Source organism: Allocatelliglobosispora scoriae (assembly GCF_014204945.1).
GTDB classification, from domain to species: domain Bacteria; phylum Actinomycetota; class Actinomycetes; order Mycobacteriales; family Micromonosporaceae; genus Allocatelliglobosispora; species Allocatelliglobosispora scoriae.
This window is the reverse complement of record NZ_JACHMN010000003.1, coordinates 2028271-2043822: the sequence shown is the minus strand read 5'-3', so window position 1 is coordinate 2043822 and position 15552 is coordinate 2028271. Positions and strand designations below refer to the sequence as shown.

15 protein-coding genes are annotated in these 15552 nt (G+C 72.0%); 8 read left to right on the top strand and 7 right to left on the bottom strand.

What is annotated here, in order from left to right:
• Positions 1 to 68: 68 nt before the first annotated feature.
• The 5 genes from F4553_RS35340 (at position 69) to F4553_RS35320 (ending at position 6152) form a co-directional block, all read left to right on the top strand.
• Positions 69 to 1169 carry a CaiB/BaiF CoA transferase family protein gene (locus tag F4553_RS35340; RefSeq protein ID WP_184845278.1) on the top strand — a complete coding sequence of 367 codons (1101 nt, stop codon included), beginning with the start codon at positions 69 to 71 and terminating at the stop codon, positions 1167 to 1169.
• Between the two features lie 75 nt (positions 1170 to 1244).
• Positions 1245 to 1724 (top strand): hypothetical protein, encoded by a 480-nt coding sequence (locus tag F4553_RS35335; RefSeq protein ID WP_184845276.1) that lies wholly within the window; start codon positions 1245 to 1247, stop codon positions 1722 to 1724.
• A gap of 41 nt (positions 1725 to 1765) precedes the next feature.
• Entirely contained in the window at positions 1766 to 2230 is a 465-nt protein-coding gene (locus F4553_RS35330) for a DUF4442 domain-containing protein (protein ID WP_184845274.1), read from the top strand.
• Positions 2231 to 2289: 59 nt separating this feature from the next.
• Positions 2290 to 4152 carry a 5'-methylthioadenosine/S-adenosylhomocysteine nucleosidase family protein gene (locus tag F4553_RS42680; protein ID WP_184845272.1) on the top strand — a complete coding sequence of 621 codons (1863 nt, stop codon included), beginning with the start codon at positions 2290 to 2292 and terminating at the stop codon, positions 4150 to 4152.
• A gap of 80 nt (positions 4153 to 4232) precedes the next feature.
• The gene (locus tag F4553_RS35320) at positions 4233 to 6152 is read left to right on the top strand and encodes a glycoside hydrolase family 3 protein (RefSeq protein ID WP_184845270.1); all 1920 of its coding nucleotides are present in this window, start codon (positions 4233 to 4235) and stop codon (positions 6150 to 6152) included.
• 56 nt (positions 6153 to 6208) lie between these two features.
• Here the strand turns inward: F4553_RS35320 and F4553_RS35315 are convergent, their stop codons facing one another.
• Entirely contained in the window at positions 6209 to 6442 is a 234-nt protein-coding gene (locus F4553_RS35315; protein WP_184845268.1) for a hypothetical protein, read from the bottom strand.
• A gap of 123 nt (positions 6443 to 6565) precedes the next feature.
• Here F4553_RS35315 and F4553_RS35310 point away from each other — a divergent pair, with 123 nt between their 5' ends.
• Entirely contained in the window at positions 6566 to 7231 is a 666-nt protein-coding gene (locus F4553_RS35310; protein ID WP_184845266.1) for an NAD(P)H-binding protein, read from the top strand.
• A gap of 169 nt (positions 7232 to 7400) precedes the next feature.
• Here the strand turns inward: F4553_RS35310 and F4553_RS35305 are convergent, their stop codons facing one another.
• From F4553_RS35305 to F4553_RS35290, 4 genes are all read right to left on the bottom strand, one after another.
• Entirely contained in the window at positions 7401 to 8573 is a 1173-nt protein-coding gene (locus F4553_RS35305; protein ID WP_184845264.1) for a GNAT family N-acetyltransferase, read from the bottom strand.
• 112 nt (positions 8574 to 8685) lie between these two features.
• Positions 8686 to 9678, bottom strand: coding sequence for a glycine betaine ABC transporter substrate-binding protein (locus F4553_RS35300; protein WP_184845262.1), 993 nt, complete (start codon positions 9676 to 9678; stop codon positions 8686 to 8688).
• Positions 9679 to 9882: 204 nt separating this feature from the next.
• Positions 9883 to 10581 carry an ABC transporter permease gene (locus F4553_RS35295; RefSeq protein WP_376776357.1) on the bottom strand — a complete coding sequence of 233 codons (699 nt, stop codon included), beginning with the start codon at positions 10579 to 10581 and terminating at the stop codon, positions 9883 to 9885.
• Positions 10554 to 11255 carry an ABC transporter permease gene (locus F4553_RS35290; protein ID WP_184845256.1) on the bottom strand — a complete coding sequence of 234 codons (702 nt, stop codon included), beginning with the start codon at positions 11253 to 11255 and terminating at the stop codon, positions 10554 to 10556. Before F4553_RS35290 ends, F4553_RS35295 begins: the two co-directional genes overlap by 28 nt.
• A gap of 3 nt (positions 11256 to 11258) precedes the next feature.
• Between F4553_RS35290 and F4553_RS35285 the strand changes: the two genes are divergently transcribed.
• Positions 11259 to 12242, top strand: a complete 984-nt coding sequence (locus F4553_RS35285) for an ABC transporter ATP-binding protein (protein WP_184845255.1) — start codon at positions 11259 to 11261, stop codon at positions 12240 to 12242.
• An 89-nt stretch (positions 12243 to 12331) separates the two neighbouring features.
• On the opposite strand, the gene F4553_RS35280 is transcribed toward F4553_RS35285, so the two are convergent.
• The gene (locus F4553_RS35280) at positions 12332 to 13084 is read right to left on the bottom strand and encodes a GNAT family N-acetyltransferase (protein ID WP_184845253.1); all 753 of its coding nucleotides are present in this window, start codon (positions 13082 to 13084) and stop codon (positions 12332 to 12334) included.
• A 251-nt stretch (positions 13085 to 13335) separates the two neighbouring features.
• On the opposite strand from F4553_RS35280, the gene F4553_RS35275 reads away from it, so the two are divergent.
• On the top strand, positions 13336 to 14547 hold the full coding sequence (locus tag F4553_RS35275; protein ID WP_184845251.1) for an MFS transporter: 1212 nt from the start codon (positions 13336 to 13338) through the stop codon (positions 14545 to 14547).
• Here the strand turns inward: F4553_RS35275 and F4553_RS35270 are convergent.
• Positions 14510 to 15517 (bottom strand): helix-turn-helix transcriptional regulator, encoded by a 1008-nt coding sequence (locus F4553_RS35270; protein ID WP_184845249.1) that lies wholly within the window; start codon positions 15515 to 15517, stop codon positions 14510 to 14512. The genes F4553_RS35275 and F4553_RS35270 overlap by 38 nt on opposite strands.
• Positions 15518 to 15552: the final 35 nt, after the last annotated feature.

Sequence of the window (15552 nt, the reverse complement as noted above, 5' to 3'; positions counted from 1 at the left end):
ACGTCCCCGCGTCATGAACCGGGCGGGCCACCACGGTGGCCCGCCCGGTCTGGCGTTACCGTCGGCGGATGAGCAGCAACACGGGGCCGCTGCGCGGCCTGCGGGTGGTGGAGATCGCCGGGATCGGACCGGGTCCGTTCTGCGGCATGTTCCTCGCCGACCTCGGCGCCGACGTGGTGCGGGTGGACCGGCCCGGTGGCGGCATCACCGCGGTGGACTACCGGCTCGACCTGCTCAATCGGGGCAAGCGCTCGATCACCGCCGACCTGAAGGATCCGGCCGGGGTGGAGCTGGTGCTGCGGCTGGCCGGGCGCGCCGACGTGGCGTTCGAGGGGTTCCGGCCGGGTGTCGCCGAGCGCCTCGGCGTCGGTCCCGACGAGTGCCTCGCCCGCAACCCGCGCCTGGTCTACGGCCGGATGACCGGCTGGGGGCAGTCCGGTCCCCGGGCCCGCACCGCGGGGCACGACCTCACCTATCTCGCCACGACGGGTGTGCTGCACGCGATCGGCCGGGCGGGCGGGCCGCCGCAGATCCCGCTCAACCTTGTCGGCGACTTCGCGGGCGGCGCGATGTACCTGGTCGCGGGGCTGCTCGCCGCGCTGTGGGAGTCGCGCACGAGCGGGCAGGGGCAGGTCGTCGACGCGGCGATCGTCGACGGCACCGCGCACCTCACCACGATGATCTGGGGTCTCTCGGCGGGTGGCGCCTGGACCGACGAGCGCGGCGTCAACCTGCTCGACGGCGGCGCGCCCTTCTACGACGTCTACCCCACCGCCGACGGGGAGCATGTCGCGGTCGCCGCGCTGGAGCCGGCCTTCTTCACCCGCCTGCTCACCGGCCTCGGCCTGCCCGAGGAGGACCACGACCAGTATGACCGCGAGCGGTGGCCGCAGCTGCGGGCCCGCCTCGGTGCGGCTTTCCTGACGGGTACGCGAGCACACTGGACGGAGACGTTCGCCGGCTCCGACGGCTGTGTGGCGCCGGTGCTGCCGATGAGCGCCGCGCCGGACGAGGAGCACCTCGCCGCGCGGGCCACCTACGCCGACCGCGACGGCGTCCGCCAGCCCGCACCGGCACCGCGCTTCTCCCGGACACCGGGGTCGCTGAGCCGCCCGCCGGCCGTGCCGGGCGAGCACACTGAGGAGATCATCACCGATTGGGGCCTTTGATCATCGGCCGATCGGCGTCCGGTAACGACCACGTCTCGAATCGACGAGAGTCAGTGTCGAGCGTAGCTTGTGGGCATGGCAAAGACCCGCACTGTCACGGGCGCAGGCATCGTCGCGACGACGGCGCTCGTCCTCATCTTCGGCAACCAGGCGTTTGTCGAATGGGTTGGCAACCACACCTCGGGCAACAGCGCCTGGGGCTGGTTCCTCCGGGTTCTCGCATGGCCACGCTGGGCCCTCGGCCCCGTCGACGACTCCAGCGGCGCGATGCGCCGGCTCATCGCCGACGATCTGCGCGCCCTGCTGCTCATCCTGATCGTCGCGGTGATCCTCGGCGTCGTCACCAAGTCGGTCGTCGGCGGCGCCGGCGGCTTCTTCCTCGGCTGGGCCGCCCTGGTCTTCGCCTCGGCCCTCGCCGCCTTCATCACCGCCTTCATCGTCGCCGATCCGTCCCTGGTCGGCGCCTTCCAGGTCGCCGGGGCGGGATCCGCCTACGGACTCTTCGCGGGCTGGATCGTCGGCATCGCGACGGCGACCGCGAAACGGGGCGACTGACCCGCTTGCCACCCGAGATTACCAGTCGGTAACTTAGTGGCATGAGTATCGACGCGAAAGCCGTCGCCGACGGGCTGCTCCAGGCGGTTCCCTTCGCCCGCACCATCGGTGCCACCTTCGTCGAGGTGAGCGCCGACGGTGCGGGCATCCGGGTCGTCGCGGAGCTGCCCGACGACCCGAGGGTGCACAACCACGTCGGCGGACCGCACGCGGGCGCGATGTTCAGCCTCGGCGAGACCGCGTCCGGTGCGATCGTGCTCGCCGCCTTCGCCGACCACCTCACCGACAACCTGCCGCTGGCGGTGCGGGCGGACATCGCGTACAAGAAGCTGGCGATGGGCCCCGTCCGCGCGACGGCGACGCTGGGCCGGCCGGTCGCGGACGTCGCCGCCGACCTCGCCGCGGGCACCCGGCCCGAGTTTCCCGTCCACATCGCCATCACCACCGCCGACGGCACCGTCACCGCCGAGATGACCGTCGTCTGGACCCTGCGCCGACGCCGCTAGCCCGCGACGGTCGGCCGGTCCGGCAGCGCTCACGTACTCAGATGCGTCAGTATGTTCGAGTGCCCGAATCCCCGCGCGGCTCCATGCCCACCCCCGCCCAGTGCCGGGCGGCAGCCCGCGCGGTCCGCGGTGCGGAACTCTCCCGCCAGGCCATCGGTACGATCCGCCCGCGCGGCCTGACCGGCGTCTTCCGATCACGGTTGCCGCTGGCGATGGCGATCCGCCTCGCCGCGCGCGAGAACCGCCTGGTGTGGCACTCGCCCGAGGAGTTCGCCGTCCTCGAACGGCCCTGGCTCTCGAAGGACGCGCCGCCGCCCCGCGCCACCCGGGCGATGCGGCTGCTCGACGGCGGGTGGGAGCTGGTGCCCGCCTGGTCGATCGCGCTCGGCCTGCTCCTGCTCTTCGTGCCGGTCGTCATCGGGACGAGGCTGGCGGCGGCACCGGAGCTCGGACTCGTGCTCATCCTGTCGCTCGCCCTGCTGATCATGCTCTACCTGCTGGGGCTGATGCTCCTGATGGGAGTTCGGGCGGCCGTCTGGATGTGGCGAAACGTCGACGGGTTCACGCCCCGGGCGATCGAGCTCGCCCGGGACCCCTACCTCAACCACAACTGGTCCCTGTCGCTCTGCCACGTCACCGAGCCAGGCCACGTCGACGCCGTGCTGCGCGGCGCGCTGCGCCAGGTCCGTACGCTGACCGGCGCGGGACAGGTGATCCTGTGCCCGATGTCGGCCTGCACCAGCACCCGGGCGCAGGCGGAGCTGGCCGCCGACCGCCGCACCAGCCGGCTCCAGGGCATGGATCCCGAGCTGTTCATCCTCGACGAGCACGGTCCGGCCGGGGCGAAACCGGTCCGGGGCGACCTGCATCCCCCCACCGGGTGGGTCTCCGCCATCGTGGGCATGACGCTGGTGTTCGCCGCCGTCACGGCCGATGTCGTCGCCGACGAGGAGAGCGCCGCCTGCGGCACGTCCTGCGCCGGGCATCCGGCGACCTACGGCGCGGCCCTGATGTTCCTCCTGCGGCGGATGTCGGTCGTCGGCCAGGCGGACGGCGTCGTGGCGTCCTCGCGCGCCGCTCAGATCGCCGGCGCCGTCTACATCATGGTCGGCGTCGCCCTCTACGGTTTCGTCTTCGTGGCGGTCCGGCGGTTCCTGCGGCTTCGCCGGGAGGCGATCGAGGCGCTGCTCACGGAGATCGAGGCGCAGACGCGGCGTGACCGGATCCTCATCCTGACCGCGGCGACGGTGGAGTTCGACGCCGTCGTGCAGGCGGTCCGCGCCGCGCTCGACGACGAGGTCGCGCCCGTCGTGCAGCCGGTCGGCGCGCACTCGGCGTATTATCTCGGCACGATCGGGCGGACCGAGATCATGCTGGCGCTGAGCGAGCAGGGCACGAGCGGCACCGCCGCGATGCGGGACGCCTCGGCCAACCTCATCGGCCACTTCAAGCCCGTATCGGTGTTCCTCACCGGGATCTGCTACGGCCTGCGGGAGCAACGAGGGCAGCGGCTCGGCGATGTCATCGTGGGTACGCGGCTGCGGGACATGGGCTACCGCAAGAAGACCGACACCGGGGACATCCTCCGGGGCGACCGGGTGACGCTGTCAGACCTCCTGATCAACCGCTGCCGGAGCGCCGCCGTCGGCTGGACCCGGTGCGGAGTCCACTTCGGACTGATGCTCTCCGAGAACGTGCTGCTCAACTCCGTCGCGGCCCGCGACGAGCTGATCCGGCTGGAGCCCGACGCGGAGGGCGGCGAGATGGAGGGCGCGGGCGTGTATTTCGCGGTACGCCACCATCCCGTGGAGTGGATCCTGATCAAGGGCATCTCGGACTGGGGAGCGGGCAAGACCGACGACGTCCAGGCGCTGGCGGCGCGCAACGCGGCGGACTTCGTCGTCCGCGTGATCCGCGGCTGACCTGCGACACGGCCCGACGGGAGGTCTCGCTCCGCGAGACGGTGTTGGAGCGCTCTCCCGGCGGACGTAGTCTGCGCAGCATGCCCGCCTCCCTCTCGTCCCACCGCCTGCGCAGCGGGCTCGTCGCCATCGGGGTCGTCCTGCTGACCGCCGCCGGCTCCTGTGACGCGCCGCCGTCGCCGCCCACGGCGACGCAGGCCGCACCGGCCGACGCGCCCTACCGCGAAAAGGCCCGCCCGGTCGCCGAGCGGGTCGCCGACCTGATGGGACGGATGACCCTCGACGACAAGCTGGGCCAGATGACGCAGGCCGAGCGCAAGTCCGCGACGACCGACGACATCACGCAGTACCGGTTGGGCTCGATCCTGTCCGGCGGCGGCTCCACGCCCCGGCCCAACAACGCCGAGGGCTGGACGGAGATGGTCGACGCGTTCCAGCGGGCCGCGCTCGCCACCCCGCTCGGCATACCGATGCTCTACGGCGTGGACGCCGTGCACGGGCACAACAACGTCTCCGGTGCGACCGTCTTCCCGCACAACATCGGGCTCGGCGCCACCCGCGATCCGGCCCTGGTGCAGCAGATCGGCCGGGCCACCGCCGAGGAGGTCGCCGGGACCGGCGCGCACTGGACCTTCGCACCCTGCCTCTGCGTCGCCCGCGACGACCGCTGGGGGCGTACCTACGAGTCCTTCGGCGAGCGGCCCGAGATCGCCAGCGCCATGACGACCGTCATCACCGGCCTGCAGGGCGAGCAGCTGGGCGGACCGGCCTCGATCCTCGCCACCGCCAAGCACTTCCTCGGCGACGGCGGCACCAGCGGCGGCAAGGACCAGGGCGACACGAAGATCAGCGACGCCGAGCTGCGGGCGGTCCACCTCCCGCCCTACCAGGCCGCGATCAAGCGGGGCGTCGGCTCGGTGATGGTCTCCTACTCCAGCTTCAACGGCGACAAGGTGCACGGCAGCAAATACCTCATCACCGACCTGCTCAAGGGCGAGCTCGGCTTCACCGGCTTCGTCGTCTCCGACTGGAACGGCATCGACCAGATCGACGGCGCCGACCGGCTCTCCGCCGAGGACGTCCGGGCGGCGGTCAACGCGGGCGTCGACATGGCGATGGTCCCGGACCACTGGGCCGACTTCATCGAGCTGCTCCGCGAGGAGGTCCGCGCGGGCCGGGTCACCCAGGAGCGCATCGACGACGCCAACCGGCGCATCCTCACCAAGAAGTTCGAGCTGGGCCTCTTCGAGAAGCCGCTGACCGACCGGTCCCTCGCCGCGACCGTCGGCAGCGACGCGCACCGGGCTCTCGCCCGGACGGCGGTCGCCAAATCTCAGGTGCTGCTCAAGAACAGCGCGCTGGCACGAGGAGTGAGCGAGCGAAGCGAGGGAGCCCCGCAGGGCGCGCCAGGAAACTCAGGGCGGGTGCTGCCGCTCGCCAAGGCCGGCAACAAGATCTTCGTCGCGGGCAAGAGCGCCGACAACATCGGCAACCAGTCCGGCGGCTGGACCATCACCTGGCAGGGCGAGTCCGGCGAGACGACCCGGGGCACCACGATCCTGCAGGGCATCCGGGAAGCGGTCGCGCCGTCGAGCAGCGTCACCTACGACGCGAGCGGCAACGGGATCGGCAAGGGATTCAAGGTCGCGGTCGCGGTGATCGGGGAGAAGCCCTACGCCGAGTTCGAGGGCGACCGTCCCGACGGGGTGGTGCTGGACCCGGACGACCTGGCGATGCTGTCCCGGCTGCGGGCCTCCGGCGTACCCATCGTGGTGGTGTTGGTGTCGGGGCGGCCGATGGATGTCGGCGCGCAGCTCAGCGGGTGGGACGCGCTGCTCGCGTCGTGGTTGCCAGGCACCGAGGGCGCGGGCGTCGCGGACGTGCTCTTCGGCATGGTGAAGCCGGGCGGCAAGCTGCCGGTGACCTGGCCGCGCGACGGCAGGCAGCCCGCCAACGGCGGCGACGCCCTCTTCCCCTTCGGATTCGGGCTCACCTACTAGCGAAGATCGCGCTGTTCCCCGGAGACACCGGGGAACAGCGCGACCTCAGCGGCACCTTAGCCGCGGGGCTGGTTGCCCTTCTTGCCCTTGTTGGCAGCGGAGACCGGCGGCGCCTTGCTCTTCAGTGCCGTCTGCTGCGAACGTTCTCGGGACTGCCAGGCCGCGTCGTCGGCGGGCGAGCCGTCGTCGTTGACCATGCGCCCCGACGCCGTCTCGGCCGGCATCTCGTCGATGTAGGACTGCGCCTGGTCGCGCTGCTCCCGGCCACCCTTGCCACTGTTCTTACCCATGTCTCCTCCTTCAGGTCGACAGCAATCACCGTAAAGGGTCGCCGACCCGCAAATCCGGAGAACCCGAAAGCTACTCACGGGTCTGCTGCGCGTGGTGCCCACCGGGGCGCCTACGCTTCGCTGGTGAAGGTGATCCTCTTCGGTGCGACCGGCATGGTCGGCCAGGGCGTGCAGCGCGAGTGCCTGCTCGACCCCCGGGTGACGAGCGTGCTGAGCCTGGTCCGGGCGCCCTCGGGCACCGAGCACCCCAAGCTGCGCGAGCTGGTGCACCGCGACTTCACCGACTTCTCCGGCGTCGCCGCCGAGTTCACCGGCGCGGACGCGTGCTTCTTCTGCCTCGGCATCTCCTCGGTCGGCGTGAAGGAGCCCGACTACCGCCGCATCACCTACGACTTCACGCTGGCGGCGGCGTCGACCTTCGCCGATGCCTGCCCGGGGAAGACCTTCGTCTACGTCTCGGGCGCGGGCACCGACAGCACGGAGCAGGGCCGGACGATGTGGGCCCGGGTCAAGGGCGCCACGGAGAACGCGGTGCTGGCGCTGCCCCTGGAGGCGTACGCGATGCGTCCCGGCGCCGTGCAGCCGCTGCACGGCATCACCTCAAAGACGAGGCTCTACCGGGTGCTCTACGCGGTGATGGCACCGCTGACCCCGCTGCTGCGGCGGCTCGCGCCCAGCCTGATCACGACGACCGAGGAGATCGGCGTCGCCATGCTGAAGATCGCGACCTCGGGCGCGCCGAAGCGCATCCTGGAGCCCCGGGACATCACGGCACTCGCCCGCTCCTGAGCTCGATCGCCGGCTGTCGTCGTCGGCTTCCCGGCACACGCGAACTCGCCGGCTCCCCTGATCGTCACAACTCTTGAAGAGTTGCGACGATCAGGACCGCCGAGCTGGTCACGCCCGCGGCGGTCGGGCGCGGCGGGCTCCGCAGGGCCCGGCGGCCGCGGGGAGGGCCTCAGAAGTAGTCGAGCAGGGCCGGGACCGGGCCGGCGAACGCCGTCCGCAGGAAGTCGTCGTCGCGGGGCTCGCCGCCGGTGAGCATGCCCGCCCGGCGCAGCGTCGCCGGATCGGCCGCACCCGCGTAGAGCTGGGCCAGGCCGCGCTCGGTGATCCGCACCGCACCGCTGCCACCGGGCTCCAGCACGCCGTCGCCGCCGTCGAGCACGAGCCGGTGCGGACCCGCGTTCCACGGGCAGACAGCGTCGATCAGATCCAGGTCGACACCGCCGGAGAGCAGCGGCGACCAGCCGCGCGCCGCCACCGCCGCGGGCGCGTTTACCAGGCGCAGCATCCACGGCTGGCGCTTGTGCACGGTCGCGCCGATCGACGAGAACTGCAGCAGCGCCGGGTCGCCCGGCGGCAGCCGCAGCACCACGTTCGGCGCGACGCTGGCCCAGCCGCCGAGCATCGAGACCAGGGCGGCGGTCGCGTCCGGCGTCAGGCCCATCAGGTCGTAGACGGTCACCGAGCCGGTCTCGTCATAGCCCGACCCCCGGTCCCAGCTCGCGTAGCCCTCGATCGCGCCCTCCGGGCCGATCGCGAGGGTGATGCCGTGGTAGTCGGCGATCAGCTCCGCCGGGGTGTCGTTGAAGCGCGGTCCGGACCGCTCCATCATGCCGCTGCCCGCGCTCGCGATCGTGCGGTAGATGTCGTGGACGAAGGGGATGTCGGCCTCGGTCGCCTGCCGCAGCGTCACCGACTTCGGTGTGCGGACGGCGGCGAGCGCCGACGCCTGCACCGAGAGGTGGACCAGCGCGCCGACCTCCTCGCAGCCGAGCGCGCGGTAGGGGAACGGCGTCGTCGGGAAGAGGCTGACGATGGCGGCGCCCCGGTCGCGTACCTCGGCGAACAGCCTGGTCAGCACGATCCGGCCCAGACCGCGGTTGCGGGACTCCGCGGCGACCGCGACACCGGCGAGCCCGCAGGAGGGCACGACCCGGCCACCGAACCACTGGCCCTGCTCCAGGTCGACGGCCTTGGCGAGCAGCCGCCCGTCGGCGTCGAAGACACCCCACGAGATCCACCCGATCTTCACCGGGGACCAGTCCTCGCCCATCGGCCGGTCCCGGTAGCCGAAGGCGGTGCTGCCCAGCTCCCAGGCTGCTACGCGATCTTCGACGGTCAGCATTCTCACCTGATACGACACGGCCACATCCTGCCACTCCCCCACCGGAGCCCGCACGGCGATTATGTTCGCGGCACAGCGCGGTCTGCTCGCTCCGCGCGGCGAACCTGCGCGCTCAGCTCGCCGCGAGGCTGCCGTCGGAGGAGAAGACCAGTCCGACCGTGGCCTTGCCGGTGGTCAGCTCGGTCTTGGTCTGCGGGCCGCCCGAGTCGGCCTGGTGGAAGGCGCCGAAGCTGATCCCATAGGTGTCCTTGAGCCCGGGCTGGCAGAAGGGCCGCTGCGGGCACTCCGGCGGTCCGGCGAGGATCGACGCCTGGCCGGAGCACTTCGCGGCGAAGTCCGAGAGCGTCTTCACGCCGTTCTTCTCCGCGAACGCCGTGGTCACCGCGAACGAGTTCTGGTCGGCGGCGGGCGACGGCGTACCGAAGCTCAGGCCGACCTTGCCGCCCAGCTCCTTGGCGGCGGCCATCGTGGCGTCGATGTCGCCGCTCGCCTTGGGCGCCGCGTCCTTGCCGTTCGCCTTCTGGTTGAGGAACTCGGTGAACGTGGCGGCGTACTCGGGGAAGACCATGATCTCGCCCCGCTCCAGCGCCGGTTCGTAGAGCTCCCGGTTGCCCGCCGTCTGCACGCTCGCCTGGAACCCGGCCGCGGTCAGCGCGATCTTGTAGAGCTCGGCGAGCGTCTGGCTCTCCGAGAAGTTCGCCGCGCCGATCTTCACCGCGCCGCTGCCGCCGGACAGCCCCGAGGTGAGCCCGGCCGAGGCCGCGAACTCCTGCGCCGCCACCTGCGGCGTCTTGCGGTCCACGTCGACTGCCTTGTTGAGCGCGATCAGCTTGTTGGTGTCCAGCGCCGCCGCGACCTTGTCGGTCGCCGCCACCAGCGCCGGGGTGGAGGCCTTGGTGTTGATCACGGCCACGATGTTGTCGGAGTTCTGCAGCTTCTTGTCGTCGGTCAGCACCACGAGCTGCGACCCGGCGACCGGCGCGCAGCCCGCGCCGCTCACCGAGACCGGCGCGGTCGTGCCGGACGACCCCGACTCACCACACCCGGCGACGCCCGCCGCCAGGACCACAACCCCGAAAACCACCATCCCGGTACGAGTCCACATGCCCCCAATCTGCCATAAATCCCCCAGCACCGGGCGAGGTTCCCCGGAACCCCTCAAGATCGGCGCAACTCTTCAAGAGTTGGTCCCATCCCGCGCGGCCCGCCTCGCCTCCCGTCACGTTTTGCAGCAAAACGTGGCCTCGCCGCGCGGAATGGGCACGCTTTGCTGCAAAACGTGGCGGGGGTGCGGTGACCGTGATCGGGTTCAGCGGCGTAGGGCGCGGGGCGTGAGGCGCTTCTCGGCGATCGCGAGCAGACCCTCGGCGATCAGGCACAGCAGGGTCACGATGACGCCGCCGGCGAGTACCTGGCCGCCGCCCGAGACCAGGCCCAGTCCGAAGCCCCGACTGATGATCATCCCGAGCCCGCCGCCGTTGACGAACGCCGCCAGCGTCGCCGTCGCCAGCACCTGCACCGCCGCCGTCCGGAATCCGCTGGCGAGGTAGGGCACCGCGAGCGGCAGCTCGACCGAGGTGAGCACCTGCCGACCGGACAGGCCCATCCCCCGGGCGGCGTCCCGGACATCCGGGTCGACCTCGCGCAGCCCGAGATAGGCGTTGGCGAGCAGCGGCGGGATGGCGAAGACGGCGAGCGCCAGAACGATCGCCCGTGCCCCGAACCCGATGATCGTCAGCGGGAAGATCGTGAGCAGGGCCACGGTCGGAACGGCCCGGGTGAGGTTGGCGAGCGTGACGACGGTGCCGCCGCCCCGGCCGGTGTGGCCGAGCCAGATCCCGATCGGCCAGGCGACCGCGCAGGCGATGGCGACCGCCGCCGCCGAGATCCAAAGGTGCTCGATCGTCCGCGCGATGACGCCGTCGGGAGCGGTCCAGTTGAGCGGGTCGTTGAGCCAGGTGACGGCGTCGTCGATGACGCTCATGAGGATCCCTTCCGGCGCTGCCAGGGCATGGTGGCCCGGGCCGCGAGCAGCAGCAGCCCGTCGAAGACGAGGGCGAGCCCGACACAGGCGAGCGTCGCGGTCATGATCTGCGGGCGGTAGAAGTTGTTGTTGAAGCCGCTGATGATCAACGTGCCGAACCCGCCGTGGCCCGCGACGTAGCCGACGGTGACGAGGGCCACGGTGGTCACCGTCGCGATCCGCAGGCCCGTGACGATGCTCGGCATCGCCAGCGGCAGCTCGATGCGCCACAGGAGCCGCAGCTTCCCGTACCCCATGCCTCTTGCTGCTTCTCTGACCTCCGGCGGGACCTGGCGCAGGCCGGTGAGCCCGCCCCGCAGGATCGTCAGGAGCGCGTAGAGCACCAGGCCGATCAACACGGTGACCGGCTTCAGGCCGGTGAACGGCGCGAGCATCGCGAACAGCGCCAGCGAGGGAACTGTGTAGAGCGCGCCGCAGAGTGCGAGGATCGTTCCGGAGAGCCACTCCAACCGGTACGCCACCAGTGCCAGCGGGATGGCGATGAGCGACGCGACCAGCACCGCCACGACCGTGAGCAGGACGTGTTCACGCAGCGCGGCGAGCAGGGTATCGGAGTTCTGGCGAACGTAGCTCCAGGAGAACCAGGGGTTGCGCGGGTCGCTCCCGACAGCTGCGACAAATAGGACCTTGGAGGGCATAAGGTGAACGCTACCGCCGCGGCGACGATCCGGCTGGATTCCGTCCGCAAGCAATACGACGACGCCACCGTGGCCGTGGCCGACCTCAGCCTGGAGATCCCGGCCGGCGAGCTCGTCGTGCTCATCGGACCCTCGGGCTGCGGCAAGTCCACCGTGCTCCGCATGATCAACCGGCTGATCGAGCCGACCTCCGGCCGGATGTTCCTCGGCGACGAGGAGATCACCAGCGTCGACCCGGTGGAGCTGCGGCGCCGCATCGGCTACGTCATCCAGCACGTCGGGCTCTTCCCGCACCAGACCGTGCGCGACAACGTCGCCACCGTCCCGCGCCTGGTCGGCTGGTCCAAGCAGCGCTCCCGCGAGCGGGTCCTGGAGCTGCTGGAGACGGTCGGCCTCGACCCCGCCCGCTACGCCGACCGCTACCCGCACGAGCTCTCCGGCGGCCAGCGCCAGCGCGTCGGGGTGGCCCGGGCCCTCGCCGCCGACCCCGTCGTGCTGCTGATGGACGAGCCCTTCTCCGCCGTCGACCCCATCGTGCGCGGCCGACTGCAGGACGAGTTCCTGCGGTTGCAGCAGACCGTACGCAAGACGATCGTCTTCGTCACCCACGACGTGGAGGAGGCGGTCCGCCTCGGCGACAAGATCGTGGTCCTCTCCGAGGGCGGCAAGCTGGAGCAGTACGGCACCCCGGCGGAGATCCTCGCCCGGCCGGCCAACGAGTTCGTGGCGGCCTTCGTCGGCGCCGACCGGGGCATCAAGCGCCTCGCCGTCACCCCGATCCCGCCGGACGCCCTGCGGCCGCTCCCGGCCGACGCACCGGCGAAGCCGCCGGTCGTGGCGGCGGATGTCACGCTGCGCGAGGCGCTCGCCGCACTGCTGGAGGGGGAGACCGGCTGGGTGGCGGTCGAGCGCGACGGCACGGTGCTCGGAGTGCTCACCCCGGACGACATCTACGCCGTCCTCGCCGAGGCCCGCGCGGAAGGCTAGGACACGAAGATCGGCGCAACTCTTCAAGAGTTGCGCCGATCACCGCGTCGACACCGACTCTTGAAGAGTTGGTGCTGAGACGAACAGGGCTAGTCGAGGGCGATGTAGAGGCGCTGGCCGGACGGGACGAAGCCGACCCGCTCGTAGACGCGCCCCGCCACCGGGCTCTCCGCCTCCAGCCAGGCACCCTGCGCACCCCGCCGGAACGCCGTCGCGGCGAGCTCCGCCGTCAGCGCGGCGGCCAGGCCACGCCGCCGGAAGCGCTCCGCCGTCGCGATCCCGGCCACCTCCACGAGCCCGGCGCCGGGCGGTGAGGCGAGGCCCGCGGCGGCGTACTCCCCCGTGGTCGTCCTGATGGCGAGGACGACCCCGCCGTTGCGCTGGGTACGCGCGGCCCGCTCCACATCGGCCGGAGTGGCGGTGGCCTCGCCGCCGAAGGCCTCGTTCTGGACGCTGAGACCGCCGTGGTGCTCCTCGTCGGTCGACGGTTCGATGAGCTCGAACCCGTCCGGGACGGGGAGCGGGGCGAGCGTCGCGGGCGTGCAGGCGAGGTAGGTGTGCCGGGCCTCGATCGCGAACCCTGCCGCGAGCAGCAGCGATTCGAGCTCCGGGCAGCAGCCCGGCACGTATTCGAGGCGCGGGATCCGGTCGATCGCGCGGAACGCCGCGACCAGGGCCGCCACGTCGTCGGCGGTGACGGCGGCGCCGGGCCGGGGCGTGGCGTAGCTGACGTTGCGGCTGTCGGTGGTGGGGTCCCAGCCGATGACGAACGGGCCGGTTTCGACGACCTCGGGACGGCGGGACAGGATGGCGACGACAGACTGCTGGACGTTGTTGTCCATGATCAGATGTAACCTCTGGGTCAGGATGGTGCTGCGGGCATGACGATGCGCCGTAGGACCGCAGGTGCGCTCGCGCCGGTCAGGCGGTGAGCGCGCGGCGGCCGCTGTGGGTCGCCGAGACCATGGACTTCACTCCCAGACAATGCGTTGACTGCCGAGCACCATAACCAAGCCCCGGCGCCCCTCGCAACCCCGTTGCGCCCTGGGCGATACCGCTTGGTCGACCGGCGCTGCGGGTGCGAGGTTGAGGCATGACGGCATCCCCCTACTGGCCGGTCGTGACCCATCCCGTGCTGCGGCGGGTGCTGCCCGGCATCGCGGTCTCCTCGCTCGGCGACGGCATGAGCACGATCGCGGTGAGCTGGCTCGCGCTGCAGCTCGCACCGCCGGGCCGCGGCGGTGCCTATGTGGCGGTCGCGGCTGCCGCCTACACACTGCCGGGGGCGGTGGGCGCGCTGCTGCTGAGCCGGTTCCTGCGCGGGCGGCCGGGCGCGCAGCTCGCCGGGTGGGACGCGATGCTGCGGGCGGTCGCGCTCGCCGGGATCCCGATCGCGGCGGCGGCCGGGGTGCTGGGGATCGGGCTCTACGTCACGCTGCTCGCGGCCTCGTCGCTGCTGCACTCGTGGGGCGGGGCCGGGCGCTACACGCTGCTCGCCGAGGTGCTCCCCCGCGAGCAGCACCTCGCCGGCAACGCGGTGCTCAACCTGCTGTCGGAGTTCGCCACGATCGTCGGGCCGCCGCTCGCCGCGCTAATCATCGGGTGGGGCGGCCCGGCCTGGGTGATCGCGGTCGACGCCGCGACGTTCGCACTGCTCGCGGCGACCTACCGCTTCGCCGTGCCAGGACGACGAGCCCGACCCCCGGCCGGTACGCCGCACCGCGCCCCCGGCTTCCGCGCCATCGCCGCCGATCCGACGCTGCTGGGCCTGCTCGCGATGACCTTCGGGTACTTCGTCCTCTTCGGACCGGTGCTGGTGGCGCTCCCCGTGCTCGTCGGCTCCGTGGGCGAGCTGGCGGCGTACTTCACCGCCTTCGGCATCGGGGCGGTGGCGGGCGGGCTGGCCACCGGGTACCTGGGGCGCTGGCGGCTCTGGCCGACCACGATCGGGGTGGTGTTCGGCTTCGGGCTGGCGCTGCTGCCGCTCGGCCTCGGCGCTCCACTGTGGATCGCGCTGGGTTCGTTCGGGCTGGCCGGGCTGATCTGGGCGCCCTACCCGTCGGTGTCGACGGCGCTGTTCCAGCGGTCGGCGAGCGTGGAGCTGCTGCCGTCGGTGCTGGCGGCCCGGGGCGCGGTGATGATCCTGACGGTGCCGCTGGGCACGGCGGCCGGCGGCCCGCTCGTGGCCGCCCTCGGCGCGCAGGCGACGCTGCTGATCAGCGGTGTCGGCACCACGGCGCTCGGGGTCCTCGCCGCGGTGCTGGTCCTCACCCGGCGGCGCCGACCGAGGAGCGGCCCGGCGTGACCGGCTCGTCGTGGACCGCCAGGACGGCTCGGGCCACGGCCAGCAGCGCGTCGCGCAGCGACTCCGGTGCCAGCACCCGCACCTCGGCGCCGTACCGGAGCAGCTGCCGGGCGGCCTCGGCGTCATGCTCGACGGGGAATTCGACGGTGGTCCAGCCGTCGGGATCGGGGAGCACGCCCGCGGCCGCCTTGCGCAGCGCCGGGTCGGACTTGTCGGGGAGCTGCCCGACCAGCCGGGCCGACAGCCGCAGCACCGCCGTGGCGGTGATCCGGCGCTGGTCGAACTCGTCGAGGTGCTGCTGCCAGAAGGCCGCGAGGTCGAAGCGGTGCGGGCGCTCGAAGTGCTCCGCGGCCGGCGTGAGGCGCAGGATGTTGGAGATCCGGTAGGTACGCGTGCCCTCGCCGGTCCCGGCCACGACATACCAGGTGCCGCTCTTGAGGACCAGCCCGTAGGGCGAGAGCCGGCGCTCCACCTCCCGCGGTGCCTTCCAGCGCCGGTAGGTCACCGCGACGACCCGGTCGTTGAGCACGGCTTCGGCGATCGCGGCGAGATGGGGTGCGTCCTCGGCCTGGCGGTACCAGGCGGGGATGTCCAGGTGGAAGCGGTCGCGCAGCTCACCGGCGCGTACCCGCTGCTCCGGGGCGAGCGCCGCCAGCAGCTTGCGTTCCGCGGAGGCCGCCTCGGCGCCGAGCCCGAGCGCCATCGCCGGTCCCGGCAGACCGACCATGAACAGCGACTGGGCCTCGGCCTCGGTCAGGCCGGTGAGCCGGGTCCGGTAGCCGTCGACGAGCCGGTAGCCGCCCGCCCGCCCCTGCTCGGCGTAGATCGGGATGCCCGCGGCGGCAAGCGCCTCGACGTCGCGGTAGACGGTGCGCAGCGAGACCTCGAGCTCCGCCGCGATCTCCCGGGCGGTCAGGCGGTGCTGGGCCTGCAGCAGCATCAGGATCGAGACCAGGCGGCTGGAACGCATGCGAAAAGACTGCCATAGCCTGACAGGTATTCGGT

Coding starts and splice junctions, on each gene's coding strand:
- F4553_RS35340 (WP_184845278.1), top strand. CDS start 69: ATGAGCAGCAACACGGGGCCGCTGCGCGGCCTGCGGGTGGTGGAGATC.
- F4553_RS35335 (WP_184845276.1), top strand. CDS start 1,245: ATGGCAAAGACCCGCACTGTCACGGGCGCAGGCATCGTCGCGACGACG.
- F4553_RS35330 (WP_184845274.1), top strand. CDS start 1,766: ATGAGTATCGACGCGAAAGCCGTCGCCGACGGGCTGCTCCAGGCGGTT.
- F4553_RS35320 (WP_184845270.1), top strand. CDS start 4,233: ATGCCCGCCTCCCTCTCGTCCCACCGCCTGCGCAGCGGGCTCGTCGCC.
- F4553_RS35315 (WP_184845268.1), bottom strand. CDS start 6,442: ATGGGTAAGAACAGTGGCAAGGGTGGCCGGGAGCAGCGCGACCAGGCG.
- F4553_RS35305 (WP_184845264.1), bottom strand. CDS start 8,573: ATGCTGACCGTCGAAGATCGCGTAGCAGCCTGGGAGCTGGGCAGCACC.
- F4553_RS35300 (WP_184845262.1), bottom strand. CDS start 9,678: ATGTGGACTCGTACCGGGATGGTGGTTTTCGGGGTTGTGGTCCTGGCG.
- F4553_RS35290 (WP_184845256.1), bottom strand. CDS start 11,255: ATGCCCTCCAAGGTCCTATTTGTCGCAGCTGTCGGGAGCGACCCGCGC.
- F4553_RS35280 (WP_184845253.1), bottom strand. CDS start 13,084: ATGGACAACAACGTCCAGCAGTCTGTCGTCGCCATCCTGTCCCGCCGT.
- F4553_RS35275 (WP_184845251.1), top strand. CDS start 13,336: ATGACGGCATCCCCCTACTGGCCGGTCGTGACCCATCCCGTGCTGCGG.
- F4553_RS35270 (WP_184845249.1), bottom strand. CDS start 15,517: ATGCGTTCCAGCCGCCTGGTCTCGATCCTGATGCTGCTGCAGGCCCAG.